Origin of the sequence: Terrisporobacter petrolearius (genome assembly GCF_020748185.1) — a bacterium.
GTDB classification, from domain to species: domain Bacteria; phylum Bacillota; class Clostridia; order Peptostreptococcales; family Peptostreptococcaceae; genus Terrisporobacter; species Terrisporobacter petrolearius.
The window spans coordinates 79,797-98,519 of sequence record NZ_JAHZMO010000012.1 but is presented as its reverse complement, the minus strand read 5'-3'; the positions used below and the strand labels follow the sequence as shown (position 1 = coordinate 98,519).

The 18,723-nt window shown below is 28.0% G+C and carries 19 protein-coding genes, 1 pseudogene and 1 other annotated feature; of the genes and pseudogenes, 3 read left to right on the top strand and 17 right to left on the bottom strand.

Annotation, left to right across the window (positions count from 1 at the left end):
• Window positions 1–208: pseudogene (locus K0040_RS09535) on the top strand (IS256 family transposase); the annotation flags it as partial.
• A 231-nt stretch (window positions 209–439) separates the two neighbouring features.
• Here the strand turns inward: K0040_RS09535 and K0040_RS09530 are convergent.
• The 10 genes from K0040_RS09530 to K0040_RS09485 all read right to left on the bottom strand — a co-directional run bounded on the left by K0040_RS09530 (window position 440) and on the right by K0040_RS09485 (window position 9,617).
• Window positions 440–2,350, bottom strand: a complete 1,911-nt coding sequence (locus tag K0040_RS09530) for an AAA family ATPase (protein WP_228108657.1) — start codon at window positions 2,348–2,350, stop codon at window positions 440–442.
• Window positions 2,351–2,458: 108 nt separating this feature from the next.
• Window positions 2,459–3,697: a uracil-xanthine permease family protein gene (locus tag K0040_RS09525; RefSeq protein ID WP_228108656.1), complete on the bottom strand. Its 1,239-nt coding sequence runs from the start codon at window positions 3,695–3,697 to the stop codon at window positions 2,459–2,461.
• Between the two features lie 36 nt (window positions 3,698–3,733).
• Window positions 3,734–4,264 carry a bifunctional pyr operon transcriptional regulator/uracil phosphoribosyltransferase PyrR gene (gene pyrR / locus K0040_RS09520; protein ID WP_228108655.1) on the bottom strand — a complete coding sequence of 177 codons (531 nt, stop codon included), beginning with the start codon at window positions 4,262–4,264 and terminating at the stop codon, window positions 3,734–3,736.
• Window positions 4,265–4,506: 242 nt separating this feature from the next.
• A complete protein-coding gene (locus K0040_RS09515) occupies window positions 4,507–5,415 on the bottom strand; it encodes an RluA family pseudouridine synthase (protein WP_228108654.1) in 909 nt (302 codons plus the stop codon).
• Entirely contained in the window at window positions 5,415–5,867 is a 453-nt protein-coding gene (lspA, locus tag K0040_RS09510; protein WP_228108653.1) for a signal peptidase II, read from the bottom strand. The genes K0040_RS09515 and lspA overlap by 1 nt, the downstream gene beginning before the upstream one ends.
• A 100-nt stretch (window positions 5,868–5,967) precedes the next feature.
• On the bottom strand, window positions 5,968–6,744 hold the full coding sequence (locus K0040_RS09505; RefSeq protein WP_228108652.1) for a polysaccharide deacetylase family protein: 777 nt from the start codon (window positions 6,742–6,744) through the stop codon (window positions 5,968–5,970).
• A 21-nt stretch (window positions 6,745–6,765) separates the two neighbouring features.
• Complete coding sequence (locus K0040_RS09500) at window positions 6,766–7,257, bottom strand: TraR/DksA C4-type zinc finger protein (RefSeq protein WP_228108651.1); 492 nt, start codon at window positions 7,255–7,257, stop codon at window positions 6,766–6,768.
• Between the two features lie 16 nt (window positions 7,258–7,273).
• A complete protein-coding gene (locus tag K0040_RS09495) occupies window positions 7,274–7,756 on the bottom strand; it encodes a DUF5665 domain-containing protein (protein WP_228108650.1) in 483 nt (160 codons plus the stop codon).
• A 177-nt stretch (window positions 7,757–7,933) separates the two neighbouring features.
• A complete protein-coding gene (locus K0040_RS09490; protein ID WP_228108649.1) occupies window positions 7,934–8,638 on the bottom strand; it encodes a 5'-methylthioadenosine/adenosylhomocysteine nucleosidase in 705 nt (234 codons plus the stop codon).
• A gap of 133 nt (window positions 8,639–8,771) precedes the next feature.
• A complete protein-coding gene (locus K0040_RS09485) occupies window positions 8,772–9,617 on the bottom strand; it encodes a DegV family protein (RefSeq protein ID WP_228108648.1) in 846 nt (281 codons plus the stop codon).
• A gap of 185 nt (window positions 9,618–9,802) precedes the next feature.
• Between K0040_RS09485 and K0040_RS09480 the strand changes: the two genes are divergently transcribed.
• Window positions 9,803–10,399, top strand: coding sequence for a TetR/AcrR family transcriptional regulator (locus K0040_RS09480; RefSeq protein WP_228108647.1), 597 nt, complete (start codon window positions 9,803–9,805; stop codon window positions 10,397–10,399).
• 39 nt (window positions 10,400–10,438) lie between these two features.
• Here the strand turns inward: K0040_RS09480 and ileS are convergent, their stop codons facing one another.
• From ileS to K0040_RS09445, 7 genes are all read right to left on the bottom strand, one after another.
• A complete protein-coding gene (gene ileS / locus K0040_RS09475; protein WP_228108646.1) occupies window positions 10,439–13,552 on the bottom strand; it encodes an isoleucine--tRNA ligase in 3,114 nt (1,037 codons plus the stop codon).
• A gap of 149 nt (window positions 13,553–13,701) precedes the next feature.
• Window positions 13,702–13,927: a binding site (T-box leader), on the bottom strand.
• A gap of 76 nt (window positions 13,928–14,003) precedes the next feature.
• Window positions 14,004–14,546, bottom strand: a complete 543-nt coding sequence (locus K0040_RS09470) for a DivIVA domain-containing protein (RefSeq protein WP_074915228.1) — start codon at window positions 14,544–14,546, stop codon at window positions 14,004–14,006.
• An 11-nt stretch (window positions 14,547–14,557) separates the two neighbouring features.
• Window positions 14,558–15,343, bottom strand: coding sequence for a YlmH family RNA-binding protein (locus tag K0040_RS09465; RefSeq protein ID WP_228108645.1), 786 nt, complete (start codon window positions 15,341–15,343; stop codon window positions 14,558–14,560).
• A 13-nt stretch (window positions 15,344–15,356) separates the two neighbouring features.
• Window positions 15,357–15,617 (bottom strand): YggT family protein, encoded by a 261-nt coding sequence (locus K0040_RS09460; protein WP_228108644.1) that lies wholly within the window; start codon window positions 15,615–15,617, stop codon window positions 15,357–15,359.
• 19 nt (window positions 15,618–15,636) lie between these two features.
• On the bottom strand, window positions 15,637–16,107 hold the full coding sequence (locus K0040_RS09455; RefSeq protein ID WP_074915220.1) for a cell division protein SepF: 471 nt from the start codon (window positions 16,105–16,107) through the stop codon (window positions 15,637–15,639).
• A 23-nt stretch (window positions 16,108–16,130) separates the two neighbouring features.
• A complete protein-coding gene (locus tag K0040_RS09450; protein ID WP_416390188.1) occupies window positions 16,131–16,829 on the bottom strand; it encodes a YggS family pyridoxal phosphate-dependent enzyme in 699 nt (232 codons plus the stop codon).
• Window positions 16,830–16,851: 22 nt separating this feature from the next.
• Complete coding sequence (locus K0040_RS09445; protein ID WP_228108642.1) at window positions 16,852–17,919, bottom strand: biotin/lipoyl attachment domain-containing protein; 1,068 nt, start codon at window positions 17,917–17,919, stop codon at window positions 16,852–16,854.
• 466 nt (window positions 17,920–18,385) lie between these two features.
• Here K0040_RS09445 and K0040_RS09440 point away from each other — a divergent pair, with 466 nt between their 5' ends.
• Window positions 18,386–18,694, top strand: a complete 309-nt coding sequence (locus K0040_RS09440; protein ID WP_074915216.1) for a DUF1540 domain-containing protein — start codon at window positions 18,386–18,388, stop codon at window positions 18,692–18,694.
• Window positions 18,695–18,723: the final 29 nt, after the last annotated feature.

The window sequence follows — 18,723 nt, the reverse complement described above, 5'->3', positions numbered from 1 at the left end:
TGCACTTGAAGGATTTAATAGACAATTAAGAAAGTATACTAAAGTAAGAACTGTATTTCCAACAGATGAGTCATTGAGAAAATCACTATACTTATCAACTATGAAAATTATGGAGAAATGGACATCTCCAAACTCTAATTGGGCGTCTACTTTAGGCCAGCTCACAATTAGGTTTGGAGATAGAATCCCTAGCTCTTACACAATATAAATCATATATTTTTTTGAAACTATGGGAAATTTAGTGTATAAACAACTAAATTAAACACATAATAATTGTGAAAAGAATGCTAGTATTAGTATTTCTTAGAAATAAAAAAATATTACTGGAATTTTGAATTTCCAGTAATATAAATTACAAAACAAAATTATTACACAAATCTATAGACATTCTCAAAATAACAATAAAAGGGCTTAGAGAATAAGCCCTTTTATTGTTAAATTATATAATTCCCATCATTTCAAATAATTTTCTAAAATTACTAACTGTCTTATTACTTAAATTTACTGATTTACATTTTACTTTATCATAAAATTCTTTTGCTGCCATAGTTTTATTGTCAATATAATTTATACTAAATTTATTCTTGTCTTCCTCACTAATAAGAGTTTCTACAAACTGGGCATATTTATAAATATCTTTATCCTTGTTATCGTAAGTATCATTACAATTCACAAAAAATATATCTTCGTTTATTTTCAAATTTAAGTTTTCTATTAATTTGTCACACTCTACAAATCCAGCCTTATCATAGTCTAATATTACCTTAAAATCACATCCCCAACCAATTAGTATTGATACAATTACATTTACATTTCCTGCTCCGACTGCCGGAATAATATAGGGCATTTTTTCCTCAGGTACATTAAAATAATATAACATTGCCGTATAATACATGTAATCCGTTATACCTTCTGTTACAATATTCAATTTTTCTCCTTGTGGTCCAATGTTAAATCTTAAATCTGCGCCTATAGCTTGAACTAATGGGCTTAACGTTTCCCTTTTTGATACACTATTCAATTTATTATCATAAGCAGTATTGTAAATATTAGTATTTCCTTTTTCATCTTTTTCTATTGCCCTTATATTTATAATATTATTGGAATCTATCATATAAGGTGAATGAGTGGAATAAACTACTTGATTATTATTTTTGCATAAATCATAAAATAACCTTAGTAGTTCCCTTTGAGCATTTACGTGAAGATATACTCCCGGTTCATCTAGTAAGTAAATTACATTTGTATCTTTTATATTATTTGCTAAAACATCTATAAATAAATTCAAATACCATTTAAGTCCATTACTTCTTTCACTAATATTAGTTGTAACTTCATTTGTTTTCACAAGTATTTTTATAAAATCATGTTTGAAAGATATTTTAATTTGAACATTTTCTTCACAATAAAATTCATTAAATTTTTTTTGCATATTGTACTTAACTTTTTCTTTTATTTTATTCCTAAATAGTTCTAATTGATTCTCGTCATCATTTTCCATGGCAAGTAAAAATTCCTGTGTATTTATTTCACTTGCTAATAAAAATTTATATAGAGCTCCCCTTCTATCTTTTATCTGTTTTTTTACCTCTTCCAATTGATATTCACTTTGCAATTCCTCTTCATTTTTTCTATGATAAAGTATGGGTAAAAGTGAATATTTTTTTCTTATTTTACTTTTAATAATTTCTAAATGCCTTATAAGAGTATATCTTTTTTCATCATAAATCATATTTGACTTATCATCCATTTGTATATTGTCAGAAAAATCATCTTCTTCACTAACACAAATGTAGTCTCCCCCATAAGAATTTAGAATATATAGTAACTTATTAAGTGTCTTCTTATACTTAACCCAAATAGTATTATCAATATTTTCCATAACATGAATATATTTAGCTACTTCACTTAAAAATTCACTGTCCATACTATCATAATAATTTTCATGCAAATACAACATCAGCTCACTTTTCAAATAATTGATTGATTTAATTAACTCTATATCTTCATTAAATAATCTAGAATATCCTCCTTTGAACTCAATTTCCCTATACTTTGAAAAATAAAAATAAGTAATATCACTTTTAATATCCTTATATTCTTTTAATAGTTCTATTTCATTTTGGGTAAATTTAAGTTCTACAACTAAAGATAACTCTTCATTATTAAATTTATAAAAATCATCTAATATATAGTGACTAAAAGAAATTGCTCCTAGGATTTCAAGCACATTACTTTTACCACTATCATTTTTACCTATTAATGCTGTAACATCATCTTCTAACAATAATGTATTTTTTTGTGTTCCTATTGATTTATAATTATTTATTATCACGCTTGATATCCTCATACAATTCACGCCCCAATTTAATATTCTATAAATTATATTAATATAAGTATAAAAAAAATCACAAATTATATATATATAATTTGTGATTTAACATTAAAATTTATTATTTTATGCTGTAAGCTCTTCTATTGTACTTCTATCTTCTTTCTTAAAGTCATTATGATTTATTAATCTGTTAACAATTATACCTACTAAGGCAGCTAAACTAAGCCCTGTTAACTTTGCATTACTAGCTATATTTATACCTATTTCCACTCCTGTAAAGTGTTTTACATAACATGTAGTAAGGCCAATAACTAATATTATTAACATTACTGAAAGATTTCCATTTTCCTTATAACATTTACTATCTCTTATAGTTTTTATTCCTATGAAAGTAATCATTGAGAATAAGTAAATACTAATTCCACCCATAACTGCTGTTGGTATAGATTGTAAGAATGCACCAAATTTACCTACGCAAGATATTACTATGGCAAACACTGCAGTAAGTCTCAATAATTTAGGATCATAATTTTTAGTTATGGCAAGTAATGCTGTATTTTCACCATAAGTTGTGTTGGCTGGCCCACCCATAAATCCTGCAAATAAAGTTGCTATACCATCTCCTAGTAAAGTTTTATGAAGTCCTGGGTCTTCTAAAAAGTTCTTCCCAACAACTACACCGTTAGTAGTTATATCCCCCACATGTTCCATAAATACTGCTAAAACTACTGGTGCTATAATTATTACTGCTTCAAGTGAAAACTTTGGTGCGCTGAAATTTGGGATAGAAAAGAAACTTGCTTGACCTACTGCACTAAAGTCTGTTATTCCAACAAATTTACTTGCTACTATACCAACAAATATTGCTATTATCACACTAAATTGTCTAATGTTTCCTTTAGCAAATTTATTAATTCCTACTGCCATCCCTAAAGTTATAAGTGCAACTAGTAAATTATTCATCGCCATATCTATAGCTGTTGGTATTAAATTTAAACCTATTACTATTATCATAGCTCCTGTAACTTGTGGCGGGAAAAACTTTTTAACTTTTTCCGGCCCAACAACTCTTACTATTATGGACATAATTACATATATAAGACCTGCCACAATTATGCCACCTTGAGCATAAGACAAGTCTCCATTAAAAGTCTCTGTCACTTGATTTATTACTGATATAAAAGCAAAACTTGAGCCTAAAAATACTGGCACTTTAAAATCTGTACATTTATGGAATAATAGTGTTCCAACTCCTGCACAAAATATTGCAACTGATGGATCAAATCCAGTAAGCAGCGGAACTAATACTGTAGCTCCAAACATCGCTAACAAATGTTGTATTGATAAAATGGCTTTTTTCATTTATTTTCCCCCTAAGATTTTAACTATATAGTTGATTTATTCTTCTATGCTAACTGAATCCTCTGCATCACACTCATTTAATTTAACAGATATTATTTCTATTTTTGATGTTGGCACATTTTTACCCACATAATCTGCTCTAATAGGTAGCTCTCTATGCCCTCTATCAACTAATACCGCTAATTGTATAGCTTTAGGTCTTCCTACATCCATAAGTGCATTTAAAGCTGATCTTACGGTTCTTCCCGTATATAGTACATCATCAACTAACACTACTGTTTTATCTGTAATATCAAAATCTATTTTTGTTGAGTTAACAACTGGGTCAATTTGTTTCTTGCTTAAATCATCTCTATAAAGGGTTATATCCATTTCACCTATTTCTACTCTTTGTCCTTCTATATTTTCAATTTTATCTGCTATTCTACTTGCAACTGGTACGCCTCTCGTCTTAATTCCTATTAGTACTACATTTTCTATTCCTTTGTTTCTTTCAATAATTTCGTGACTTATTCTTGTTATTGCTCTTCCTATTGCTTTTTCATCCATTATTTTTGCCTTTTGCATAAGAATCCTCCTAAAATTTTCGTATTTAAATAATTTTATTAAATACCATGTAAATTCCAAAGAAATATTATTGTACATAAAAAAACTTCTTATCTTAAGACAAGAAGTTAGCATTTTTCCACATAAAAAAATTCTATTGTTACATGCCTTATGATCTCTCTGTATCATTTTAAAGGTATTTAATTACTATCCTTATTATATATAATTAACAAGTGTTTTTCAAGTATATTTTGTACATTTAATTACTTTATTCTATTAAGTATTTTTTTGAAGTATTCTGGTAACTCTGAATCAAACTCCACGTATTCATTTTTGTTAGGATGAATAAATCCTAATTTCTTAGCATGAAGAGTTTGTCCATCAACTTTTAATTTGTTATTTTTAGGACCATATAAAGGATCTCCTAAAATGGGATGATTTAAAGATGCTGCATGAACTCTAATTTGATGAGTTCGTCCTGTTTCCAATGTAGCTTTTACTAGAGTATAATTTTCAAATCTTTCAATTACTTTAAAATGAGTCACCGCTCTTCTACCATCTTTAACTATGGCCATTTTTAATCTATCCTTTGGATTTCTTCCAAGAGGCTTATCTACCGTTATTTTATCTTCTTTAAATACACCATGACAAATAAATTCATACTCTCTAGTTATTGAGTGATCTTTCAATTGATCTGCTAAGGAGCTATGTGCCTTATTATTTTTGGCGATCATCAAAAGTCCAGAAGTATCTTTGTCAATTCTATGCACTATGCCTGGCCTAATTACGCCATTTATAGATGATAAATTATCTTTACAGTGATATAAAATTGCATTTACTAAAGTATTGTCGTAGTTGCCTGGAGCAGGATGAACAACCATATTTTGTGTCTTATTTACTATTAATAAATCATCATCTTCATAGACTATATTTAGAGGAATATTTTGTGGCATAACTTCCAATAATTTTGGAGTAGGAATTTCAATTACTATTTTGTCTTCTTCTTTAACCAAGTATTTCGCTTTTTCTATCTTATCATTAACTTTAACTTTTTTATCTTTAATAATTTTTTGTATATAACTTCTAGACATATCTCCTAGTTGTCCTGATAAATATACGTCTAATCGTTCTCCTTCTTCTTCAAGAACTAAGAATTCTCTTATTTCATCCATTACTTCACCTGCTTCTTATCTTCTTCACTTGTAATTATATATATACATAGTAGTATTGTACCTACTACTACAAAACAATCTGCTAAATTAAATACATAGTTCCATATTATATGAAAATCCAAGTAATCAATTACATATCCTAATATAACTCTGTCAATTAAATTTCCTATAGCACCTGATATTACTAACAATATCCCAATTTTACCAAGATCATTCACCTTTTTAGTATGTAAATAGTAAAGACCATAGCAAGAGGCAATTGCTGCAACTACTACAAAAATAGTTTGATTATTTTGAAGCATACCAAAGGCTGCTCCCCTATTTTCTACGTAAGTCAAATTAAAAATATTATTTATAACAGGGATGCTTTCTACTCCTTTTAAATAATTTAGTACCCAATACTTTATTATTTGATCTAATCCAATTAATATAGCTACAATAAATTCATACATTTTCAAATCCTCCTAAACAAGTCTCATCTTATTATTATACAAAAAAAGTATCTTTAAAGAAACAAATTTCTAAAAGATACTTTTTTGTCTTGTATATTATTTAATTAGGAGCCTTTTCATTGTTTGTATTCTTTTCTAAATGCTCTATTAACTCTGAAATTGTTACAAATTTATATCCTTTTTCTAATAAGTTTGGAATTATTATATCTAGAGCTTCTATAGTTTGAGACTTAGGAGCTCTTATTTTATTATAATCATGCAACAATATTATACACCCATTTTGTATTCCACTTTCTATAGATTTAACAATAGAACATACTCCTGGACTTTCCCAATCCTTAGTATCTACATATGACCAAAGTACTATATTCATATCCTTTTCTTTTATTATGTTACACATATCTTTACTTATGGCTCTATATGGTGGTCTAAAAGTTTTTGGATATACTCCCGTTACAGACTTGACTGCACTTTGAGTGTCTCCAATTTCTTTTTTTATTTTGTTGTATCCATTTTTTGATACATTTATATGTGTATAGGTATGGTTTCCTATTTCATGACCTTCTTCATATTGTCTTTTTATTATTTTTTTATTGTATTGAACTTTTTCTCCTATAACATAGAATGTTGCTTTAACATTGTATTTTTTTAAAATGTCTAGTATTTGTGGTGTGAAGTCTTCATCAGGTCCATCGTCAAATGTTAATGCAATAAGTTTCTCATCTGTATTGCCACATTTAATTATTAAATCTTCATAATCATTTTTTGATGTTTTTTCAAGTACATCGACTTCTATATCTTTATTAGATATGTTCTTAATACTTATACCTATTAAAACTATTGCACCCAATATTAATGCATAAATAGCCTTTCTCACGTAAAGCACTCCTTAATTATTTTATTCAGTTTCTCCATCTAAATCATTTTTATTTAAGTCGGTTAAATCTTTAATATACTCACTATAATACATATTGTCATATGAATTAAGTGGGTTTTTATCAAAATGTTCATTTTCATCCAGTGGCGTAATAATTTCTTTTGCACAAGAGGAACAAAGTGTAGTTTCTGGTATTATATCTAATCTTTCTTGTTCTATTTTTTGGTGACAATTTGTGCAAATACCATAGCTACCATCAGAAATCTTGTCTAAAGCTTCATTTATTTCATTTAAAACATATTTTTCATGATTTATTAAACTATTATCCATATCGTTCATATATACATCTGTACCTATATCTCCTATATGATTATCTACACTAGATAATTCTCCACTACTATATTTTTCGCTAGTATGCTTAGTTGTGTTACCAAATAAAGTATTATCTTCCATTTCCTTTATGGTCTTTTTTACTTGAGTTTTTTCATTTTCTAGTTTTTTTCTGTAGTCCATAATATCACCTCATTTTTTATCTATATTCTTGTACTATGTTTAATAATTTCGCTATGTACCTGCCAATAATAGGCAGGTCTACCCAACTAAATAGCATTCCAATCACTATGGCTGTAAGAACTGTAAATCCAATTGCTTGGCCAAACCCCTTTCCCACACCAGCAATAAAATTAATAATAAATAATCGCCTTTTACTATCTGTCAAATACATATAATCTCTAATTCTACTTCTTTCGATTATTATTATTAGCTTTTCTAAATATCGTTTAATAATACCTAATTCTTTTTGTGAATTATCACTTAAATACATTCCATTAATAAGTCTATCAATATCTTCAATACTTACATATTCTTCAGTATTCTTTTTACATTTTTCTGTATAGGAGACCTCTACGGCCTCATCTATATCTAGATAGTTTTTATCTTCAACATTGAAATTTTCTTTTTTATTTTTAAATTTTTTAAGATTTTCTGCAGATATACGAGTTTTAAACTTCATTATTCCACATCCTTTTATATTTTCATAACATCAAATTTAGTATATGAAGAAAACTTTTAAAAATACAAAATAAAGACTAAGTAATTTTCATTTTCTTAGTCTTTCCCTTTTTATTATTAATTATTTAATTTATCTATGAGCACACAAAAAAGGAAGCCAAATTAGCTTCCTTATCTACTATAATGCTCTTAGCATTTTTAGTACTATATCTTTTGAATTTTCAGCAGCTTCTATAACAAATTCATCATATGTTACATTAGCACTTCCATCAGCTTTATCTGACATAGCCCTTATTATTACAAATGGAATATTATTCAAATAGCAAGCATGAGCAATTGCCGCACCTTCCATTTCTCCGCAATAAGCATTAAAATCATTTTCTAACTCTTCTTTTAATTCTTTAGAAGATATAAATATATCTCCTGTTGCTACTCTACCTTTAACGATTTTAAACTCCTTACCTTTTACTTGAGCAAGAGAAGATTCATATGCAGCATTTATAAGTCTCTCATCTGCTATAAATATAGAATTGTCCATTTGTGGTATTTGACCTTTTTTATAACCAAAAGCTCTAGCATCCACGTCATATTGTATTGCTTCTGTTGATATTACTATATCATTTACATCTAGTGATGAGTGTATAGCTCCTGCCACACCTGTGTTAACTATGGCATTTACATTAAATTCACTTATTAATATTTGAGCACATAATGCAGAGTTTACTTTTCCTATTCCACATTGCACTAATACTATTTCTTTATCTTCTAATTTTCCTTCATAGAATGTTAAACTTGCTTTTTTAACAGTTTTTTCTATGTTCATTAAGCTTCTTAGAGTAGTGACCTCTAATTCCATGGCTCCGATTATTCCTACTTTTTTCATTTTTCCTCCTAGTTTACGTTCATTTTTAATAATAACATAGTTATTATTAAAAAACCGTTCTAATAAATTAGAACGGATATTTTCAATATATTTAATGATATGTTTTATATATAAATTTGTCAAGAAGCCAAATCTATATAACTGCCACCAATACTGCGCCTTCTGATGTATAAACACCCATAGATGGACCTATTTCCGTAACATAAACTTCTTTGAAGTCATGATAGTTTTCCAATACTTCTTTTACTTTCATAGCTCTTTCTGGGCAATTTGCATGTCCTATAGCTAATTTAGTTCCACTTGTTTTATTTACATTATTTTTTATATAATCTATGACTTTATTTATTGAGTTTTTATCTCCTCTAGCTTTATCTATAGGCTTAACTAAACCATCAGCAATATGAACAATGGCTTTCAAGTTTAAAGCACCTATTATTTTTCCTGCTAAAGCATTTATTCTTCCACCCTTTATTGCATTTTCTAAAGTGTGTAAAGCACCATAAAATACTAACTCATGTTTTAGTTTTTCAATAGACTTTACTATTTCATCCATACTTTTGTCTTCATCTATCATATTTGCAATTTTTGATACTAATAATGCTTGACCGATTGAGCCTGTAGTAGAATCTATTATTTCTATTCTCTTTTTGCTTTTGTTTTCTTCTTCATACATATTTTTAGCAAGTACTGCACTATTATAGATGCCTGATAATTTGCTTGTTAAACATAATACTATAATGTTGTCTTCCTCACAATCAAATGCATCTAAGAATTGATTAGGAGATGGACATGATGTTTTTGGTAATTCACTATAATCTTTCATCATTTCATAAAACTCAGGTATAGTTATATCTGTTCTTGTTGAATAACTTTTATCTCCAAAAGAAACCATTACATCTACTATTTCAACTTTACTACTCTCTATAATTTCCTTAGAAAGATCACAACTACCATCTGTTATTAATTTAATATTTTTCATTCAAAAATACCTCTCCTTAAATATAGTACATCAAATCGGTCAACTGACCGAACAATAAGTATATTTTATCTTTTATAAAGATTTTTGTCAATATTTATAGAATGAAAATGTTTTTTGTAGTTTGACAATATTTTTTTGTGACATTATAATAGGTGTAGATAAGTAAAGTTAGGAAGGTTTATAATATGAAATTAGATAGAGGAACCAAACAAAATCACAACATGAAGGAAAAGATTTTATTAACTTCTATTGATTTAATGACTAAAAATGGCATAAACAATACTTCTTTAGCAGATATTGCAAGAGAAGTTAACATAAGCAAGGGCACATTATACTATCATTATTCATCAAAAGACGATATTATATTCGACATAGCAGATAATCATTTAAGTATAATATCAGAAGCATTACTGGATTGTTTAAAAGAAATAAATTTTCATTTTACTACAGAAGAATTTGTATTAGTAGTTCTTAAAAATATTTCAAACATTGAAAGTACCGGTAGAATTCATATGTATTTAATTTGCGAAGCAATAATGGGTAATAATGCATTAAGAGATAGAATCGGTCTTAAATATGTTGAGTGGAGAACTACTTTAGAAAATCAAATGACGCAAATTATAAGCAACAAATCACATGCAAAAGGCGCTTCATTTTTATTAATGTCTATAGTAGATGGACTAGTAATACAAGCCCTTTTAAAAAGTGAAAAAATACCTTACGTAGAAATAGCTAAATTCTTAATAGATTATTCAAATAAAAATAGAACTACCTCTTTATAGTTATTAACTAAGAGGTAGTTCTTTTATTCTATTAAGTTATTATTTTCTAATAACCTTTATTCCTGTATCATGTCCATTTAAGTCAAACACTTCTAAAGTATTATCTTCTACTCTTTCTATATCTATTGCTAAAGTTTCGTTTTTGATATATTCATCAAAATTACTTATAGCCTTAGATATTTCATCATCACCACAGAATTTTATATCAATATTATCTAGTACTTCAAAGTCATTAGATTTTCTTAATTGTTGAACTTTTGATATGAACTCTCTTGCATATCCTTCTTCTATTAATTCTGGAGTTAAGTTTGTATCTAGAATTACAAATATGTTATTTTCCATACATACATCGAATCCTTCTTTAGAAGATATATTTATTAGTACTTCATCTTTGCCAAATTCAAATGTTTCTCCAACTAAATCAACTGCTACTTTTTCCCCAGATTCTAACTTAGGTACTACTTCATTAGCATTTAATTTTCCTAAAACTCCAGCAAACATTCCCATTTTTTTACCTAAAACAGGTCCTAAAGCTTTGAAGTTTGGTTTTAAGCTGTAGTTCATATATTCACTTAAATCAGCTGCAAACACAACTTCTTTAACGTTAAGTTCTTCTTTTATCAAGTCTACAACATCACTTATTTGAGCTTCATATTTTCCATCAACTAAAACTTTTTGGATTGGTTGACGAACTTTTATTTTACTTTCTTCTCTAGATGCCCTACCTAAAGCAACTAAAGCTTTAGTTATTTCCATTTTTTCTTCTAATTCTAAATCTATTAATTCTTCATTAGCTCTTGGGTATGACGCTAAGTGAACTGATTCTTCATTAGTTAAATCTCTGTATATTTCTTCAGAAAGATGTGGAGCAAATGGAGCTATCATTCTACAAAGTTCAGTTAATAATTCATAAGTAGTATTGTATACTGCTTTTTTATCTTCTGTTAACTCAGTAGCCCAGAATCTTCTTCTAGAACGTCTAATATACCAGTTTGATAAATCGTCATTTATGAAAGCTTGTATACTTCTTATCGTTTTGTTAACTTCGAATATTTCTAAATTTTCTTCAGTTTCTTTCTTTAAATGATTGAATCTTGATAATATCCATCTATCAAGTTCTGGTCTATCTTTGTAGTCAACAAAGAAATCATTAGGATTTACGTTATCTGTATTTGCATATAAAGCAAAGAAATTATATACGTTTTTAACAGTTCCTATGAACTTGCTTTGCACTTCCCTAAGACCTGATTCGTCAAATCTTATTGGTGTCCATGGTGGAGATACGTATAATAAATACCATCTAAGAGCATCTGCTCCGTATTTATCGAATAACTCAAACGGATCTACTGTATTTCCTCTAGATTTACTCATTTTCTTACCATCTTTATCAAGAACAAGGTCATTAACAAGTACATTCTTGTAAGGAGCCTTCCCTGTTACAAACGTAGATATGGCAAGTAAAGAATAGAACCATCCTCTAGTTTGATCTATCCCTTCACATATATAATCTGCAGGGAATAATTGATCAAAGTTTTCTTTATTTTCAAATGGGTAGTGATGTTGAGCAAATGGCATTGCACCACTATCAAACCAACAATCTATAACTTCTGTCACTCTTGTCATTGGTTTACCACAACATTCACATTTTAAATGTATATCATCAACATAAGGTCTATGAAGCTCTACAGTTTTTGGATCTATATTTTCTATTGCTTTAGCAGCTAATTCTTCTCTAGATCCTACTGACTGTTTATGACCGCATTCACATCTCCATACATTAAGTGGAGTACCCCAGTATCTTGTTCTTGATACTGCCCAGTCATTTAAGTTTTCTAACCAGTTACCAAATCTTCCTTCACCAACGAATTTTGGATACCAGTTAACACCATTATTATTTTCTATTAATTTATCTTTTAGTTTTGTCATTTCTATATACCAGCTTGGTTTTGCGTAGTATACAAGTGGAGTTTGACATCTCCAGCAGTGTGGGTAATTATGTTCTACTTTTATTTTTGAGAATAATTTATTTTCTTTTGCTAACCATTTTATTATTTCAACGTCTAAACCATCTTCCATAACAAATTTGCCTTCCCATGGAGTAGCTGTAAATTTACCACTTTCATCAACAGGTTGTAATACTGGTAAATTGTACTTTCTTCCTAAGTTGTAGTCATCTTCTCCAAAAGCCGGAGCAGTATGAACTATGCCTGTACCATCTTCAGTTGTTACATAATCTCCTAAGGTTATGAAGAATGCTTTTTCATCAGTAGTTACAAATGGCATTAATTGTTCATATTCAACACTTTCTAAGTCAGCACCTTTCATCTCTTCTAATATTTCATAAGTCCCTTCTCCTAAAACTTTATTAGCTAAAGGTTTTGAAACATAGTATATTTCATCATCTTTTTTAACTTTTAAATAATCTACTTCTCCGTTTACTGTTAATGCAACATTTGAAGGTAGAGTCCAAGGAGTAGTTGTCCAAGCTAAGAAGTACTCATTTTCAACATCTTTTCTTTTGAACTTAGCTACAACTGTATTAGTTTTTACTTCTTTATATCCTTGAGCAACCTCATGGGAAGCAAGACCTGTTCCACATCTTGGACAGTATGGAAGTATCTTATGTCCTTCATATATGTATCCTTCTTTATTGAATTTATCTAATATCCACCAAACTGATTCTATATAGTTATTATCTAATGTTATGTATGGATTATCTAAATCAACCTCATAAGCCATTCTTTCTGTCATATTTCTCCATTTACTTTCGTAAGAAAATACTGACTCTCTACATTTTTGGTTAAATTCAGCTATACCATACTCTTCTATTTGTTGCTTATTAGTTAAACCTAATTGTTTTTCAACTTGAAGCTCTACTGGTAATCCATGAGTATCCCATCCAGCTTTTCTTTTAACTTGATATCCACTCATCGTTTTATATCTACAAACCCAGTCTTTTAAAGTTCTAGCAACAACATGGTGTATACCTGGGTTACCATTTGCTGTTGGAGGTCCTTCATAGAATACAAAGCTAGGATCATTTTGTCCTTTTTCTAATGTTCTTTCTAGTATACCTATTTCTTTCCAATATTCTGACACTTGACCCTCAGCATCTTTTACTGAAGAATCCACTAGTGGCTTAAATTTTGCCATGTTAAGTTCACCCTTTCTTGATTATTTATTAGTATAAAATTTAATTATTCCCATTTTTATTGACTTAAATGCCAATTCGAATATTTATAACTTCGGTTAATTTAATTAAAAATATGATATTTTGAATATAAAAAAACCCGTCCCCTAATAAAAGGGACGAGTTGAAATCGCGTTACCACCCTAGTTCTACATATACTTAAAAATATATATAACACTCTATAGTTTAACGGCACTAACCGGCACAGCTTAATTAATTAAAATCTTTCAGCCTGCAGCTCCAGAGTGATCTTCAACTTTATTCAATACATTGGTTCTCAGCTTATCCAACTCTCTGTAAAATATCCAAAAGTTTACTCTCTCCATCATTGCTTTTTTTAATATATAATTATATTCTTAAAGTATACAATAACTTATCTTTTCAGTCAACATAATTATTATTTAAACATTTTTATTATTCCATTGATGAGGCCACTTCATCCTCTGCTAAAATGCTATTATCATCTTCAGGCAAATCAATCATATTGAATGATTCATTACAGTGCTCATCTACATTAAAGAAAATCTCATCTATGTTTGTCATTTCATCTTGAATTAAAGACTTAAATTTATTTCTAAAAATTTTAAACTCTTTAACTAAATCATCATATTCTTTTGTTAAGACTACTATTCTTTCTTTACAATTTTCAATAATTTGTTTAGATTTTAGTTCAGCATCTTCTACTATTATTTTTGCCTTCTTGTTTGCAGCATCACAAGTATCCTTAGCTGCCGTTTGAGCAGTAATTAAAGTATCGTTTAAAGTTTTCTCTATAGTTTTATATCTGCTCACTTGTTCTTGATATAATTTAATTTTTTCTTTTAAATCTAAATTTTCTCTATATAGATTTTCAAAATCTTCTTTTACTTTATCTAAGAATTCATCAACCTCATCTTCATGGTATCCCCTAAATCCCTTTTTAAACTCTTTATTTTCTATGTCCATTGGAGTTATCATATATTTTCCTCCTACAATAATAATTTTCCTTGAACTTTTATTTTTCCTTTTTTTGTTAAACCACCAATATTATTTATTTGTGATCTCCCTTTTCCCCTGACAGAGATTAAAGACTCTGATTTTATTTCTTTTGAACAAGATGTGATCTTTTCATAATTTACCTGAACTTTTTCATTACTTATTAACTTAGCACTTTCTTGCCTTGATATATTATATAAACCACTTATTATACAATCTATTCTACTAGAAGAAACCGTAAAGTTGATTTCTTTATAATTAGGTGGATTGTAAACAACCTCTTTCCTAGAAATTTCTTTCAATTTCACATTATTCCTAGCAACCTTTTCTAAGTTCATTAAAATAAAATCACATATATCAAATGTAACTATTACCTGACAAAAGTTCTCATGTATAATTATATCTCCAATTTTTTCTCTCTTTATACCTAGACTTAACAAAGAACCCAGATAATCTTTATGACTGATTGATTTAAACTTGAAATTTCCTTCAATTTGTATAAATCGCAAGGTTTCATTTATATCTTCATAATCCATATAAAACGGATAAATAAATACTATTTTTCGTTCACTTTCATCATATCCACCATCAACTGTGTATTTTAGGTCATCATTGACATTTAAAATAGCTTTAGCACTTTCCACTTCAAATGGATTTAGAAAATCACTAAATCTTACATCATAATTTTTTAAACAGCCATTCGCTTTATCAATTATCCTAAACATCTTATTTTTTAAGTCTATATCTTTAATATGAGCTGTTAATTTTAACTTGTCCATTTTATTATCTATTCTACCAAACCAAACTATATATTAGATTTTTAACCATTGATATTACAAAGAAAGCTATGATTGGGGAAAAATCAATTGGAATATCTATGTATCTAAATAAAACTTCTCTAATAGGACCTACTAAAGGCTCAGTAAACATACTTAATATTTCATATGCTTTTGAATATCTAGCTCCTGGAAACCAAGACATTAAACATTGTATTATAATAAGCCAAGTTAGTATGTTTAAAAGCTTAATAAGCAATACGGCTATCATTTGCATGGTTTTTCTCCTTTATGTATTATTTTTGCCACGGAAAAAATGCTTTACTTTCTAATTCTTTTTTTATATTTGCATCTATATCCACGTTGTTTGGTGCTAATATAAATATTGACTTAGAAACCTTTTGCATACTTCCATCCAATATATAAACTGCCCCACTTATAAAATAGTATATAGATTTTTTAAGTTCTGGCTCTTCTTCTACACTTTCTAAGTTAACAATTACCGCTCTTCTTTGTCTTAGATGATCAGCAATTATCGTTACATCGTCATATTTTTTAGGTTCGGCAATAACCACTTTCATTTGACTATTAGTATGTATATTAACTACTTTGCTGCTTCTTGTTACATGAGAGTTAGCAGCTTCTAATTTAGGTTCTTCTTGATCTTGTTCTTCTTGAATACCATCGTATCCTTCATCGTCTCCATCGTATTCTTCTTCATCAATTGACATCCAATCTTTAAACTTCTTTATAAATCCTTCACTCATTTTATATTCCTCCCTAATATTTTCTATTTATTATAATTTTTTTGACCAAATATTGAAGTTCCTACTCTTATAATTGTAGCTCCTTCTTCTATGGCTATTTTATAGTCATGGCTCATCCCCATAGACAAAGTATCCATTTCTACGTTTGGTAAATTTAAGTCATTAATTTTCAATGATAAATTCTTTAAACTTTTAAATACTTTTCTTATTTCTTCATCATCATCTATAAAAGGTGCCATTGTCATTAAACCTTTAGTATGTATATTTTTATAATTAGCCGATACATTCTTAACAAAATCTATTACAGATTCCTCTTCAAGTCCATGTTTGCTTTCTTCTTTTGATATGTTAACTTGAACCAAGCAATTAATATTTTTGTCTATTTTTTCAGCTCTTTTTTGAATTTCTTCACATAAAGCTATTCTGTCTAAGGAGTGAATCATATAAGCTTTATCAATTATATACTTTACTTTATTAGTTTGTAGAGTTCCTATTAAATGGTACCTAACCTTATCACCAATAATTTCATATTTTCTAGCTAGTTCTTGCGGTTTATTTTCACCTATATCTGTAATTCCTGCATCTATAGCCTCTAAAACCTTATCTACATCCACAGTTTTAGTAACCGCCATTAAATTCACGTCTTCTTGTCTATTACTTTCTTTTCTTATATTATCAATATTTCGTTTAATGGATATTATATTATCTTTAATTGACATAATTACCACCTTCTTATTAATTTTACTAGTTAATCTTTGCAATTCTTTTATTAATAAAATTTGGCTTTAAAATGATTCTATCATGTAATTTAACCGTATTCATTCCATTAGCTTCATTGCTTCTAAAGTCTATATAGATATAAATATCGTCTTCAAAAGAAATTCCTTTAATTTCTATAAATTCAGGCTTATTATTTTCTTCATTTATTACATATACACCTTTTTTATTATCTTTTTTCACTAAAGATTTTTTTGGTATTCTTAAAGCTTCCATTTGTTTATATATTATATCAAATTCTTCCACTCTTGTATCATAAATTCCAATATTTTGTTGCGTAAATTTAACTATTACAATAGAATAATTATCCTTCTTACATATTTTATATATTTCACCATTTATTTTATTATCCTTAATTTCAATTTTAACACTATCACCTTCATTAAACAACTTATTATCTTCTCTTACAAACGCCATATAACAATCATTATTATTCACTACTCTAGCTATAATATTACCTTGTTTTACTTTTTCACCGTCGGCTGAAGTTGGTATATAATTGTTACTTGCGTTATCTATATCTTCTTTAGTAATATTAGACAAAGAATCGCTTCCATATTTATTTTCATTATTATCATATTTGTAAGATATAACCCCTGATTCACTTGCAGAACATTTAGTAGAATTAGATCTAATTTTTTCTTCTAATATGTTCAGTTGTTCTATCTTTACAGATAATATCCCAACTTTTAATGAATTGTTTTCACTTTCCAAATCTTTTATTTCATCTTTTAATTTTTTTAATTCTTCATTGATACCTTCATCTATATTATTATTATATACAGTAGCTATATTCTGAGATTTCTGAACTTTTTCATTACGATTTACCAACAAAGATAAAGTTCCATTAGTATCACTTTTTATTAAATATTCATCTCTTATTACAATCCCTTTTTCCTTTGTTTTCATAGTATAAAAATCATCTTTTAATACTAGTACAGATGTATTTAATCCTATTATTAAAGATATTCCTTTAAATATTAAATATATAAATACTCCCAGTATAAAAAGTCTAGAATATTTTATTTTTTTCAATGGATTCACCTCAGTATTTAAATAATATTCTTTTTTAAAAAGTAATTAATTTATAATTTCTTTAAATATTATTTAAATCCTTCTTAATATATAAATAGATTTACTTTTTAATCTTTATCTTCTATGCAAATTTCTTCCTTTTTCTTTCAAAAACTAAATTTTGTTTCACAAATCATAACTATACTAGAAACAAAAACAAATCCTATAGCAAGTTTTGTTGTAATTTGTTCATTACAAACTTATACACGTTTTTATTTAATGATGTTAACTTTATTCTTATTACATGCACAAAACGTAATGATAACGCATTTATCTGACTTATCTTTTCTTACTATACTAATACAATAAGATCACTTTTAAACAATAATATTAAAATATATTTCAAGTAAAACGATATATTTTAATACATACTTTTTTTTCTTTGGATAAAAATAAAGTAATGAAGTGTTTATTAGGAGGAAATAATATGTCTGAAAAAAAACTATATTGTAAAGCTACTAACTGTGCTCATAATTACGATGAATATTGTCGTGCTGGTTACATAAATGTAAGAGGCAATTCTGCAGCAAAAACATCTGAAACTACTTGTTCAACATATTTTGCAGATAGTGTGGGGTATTTTACTAGCGCAATAGAAGTAGGTGGATATACAACACCAGAGAATATCATTTGTGAAGCTTATAGTTGCATTTACAATAATAAAACACGTTGCAGTGCAGATAGCGTTATGATTAATTCTCATTTTTCATCATGCGAAACATTTAAATGTAAATAATAAAAAAAGAGAGATCTTAATCTCTCTTT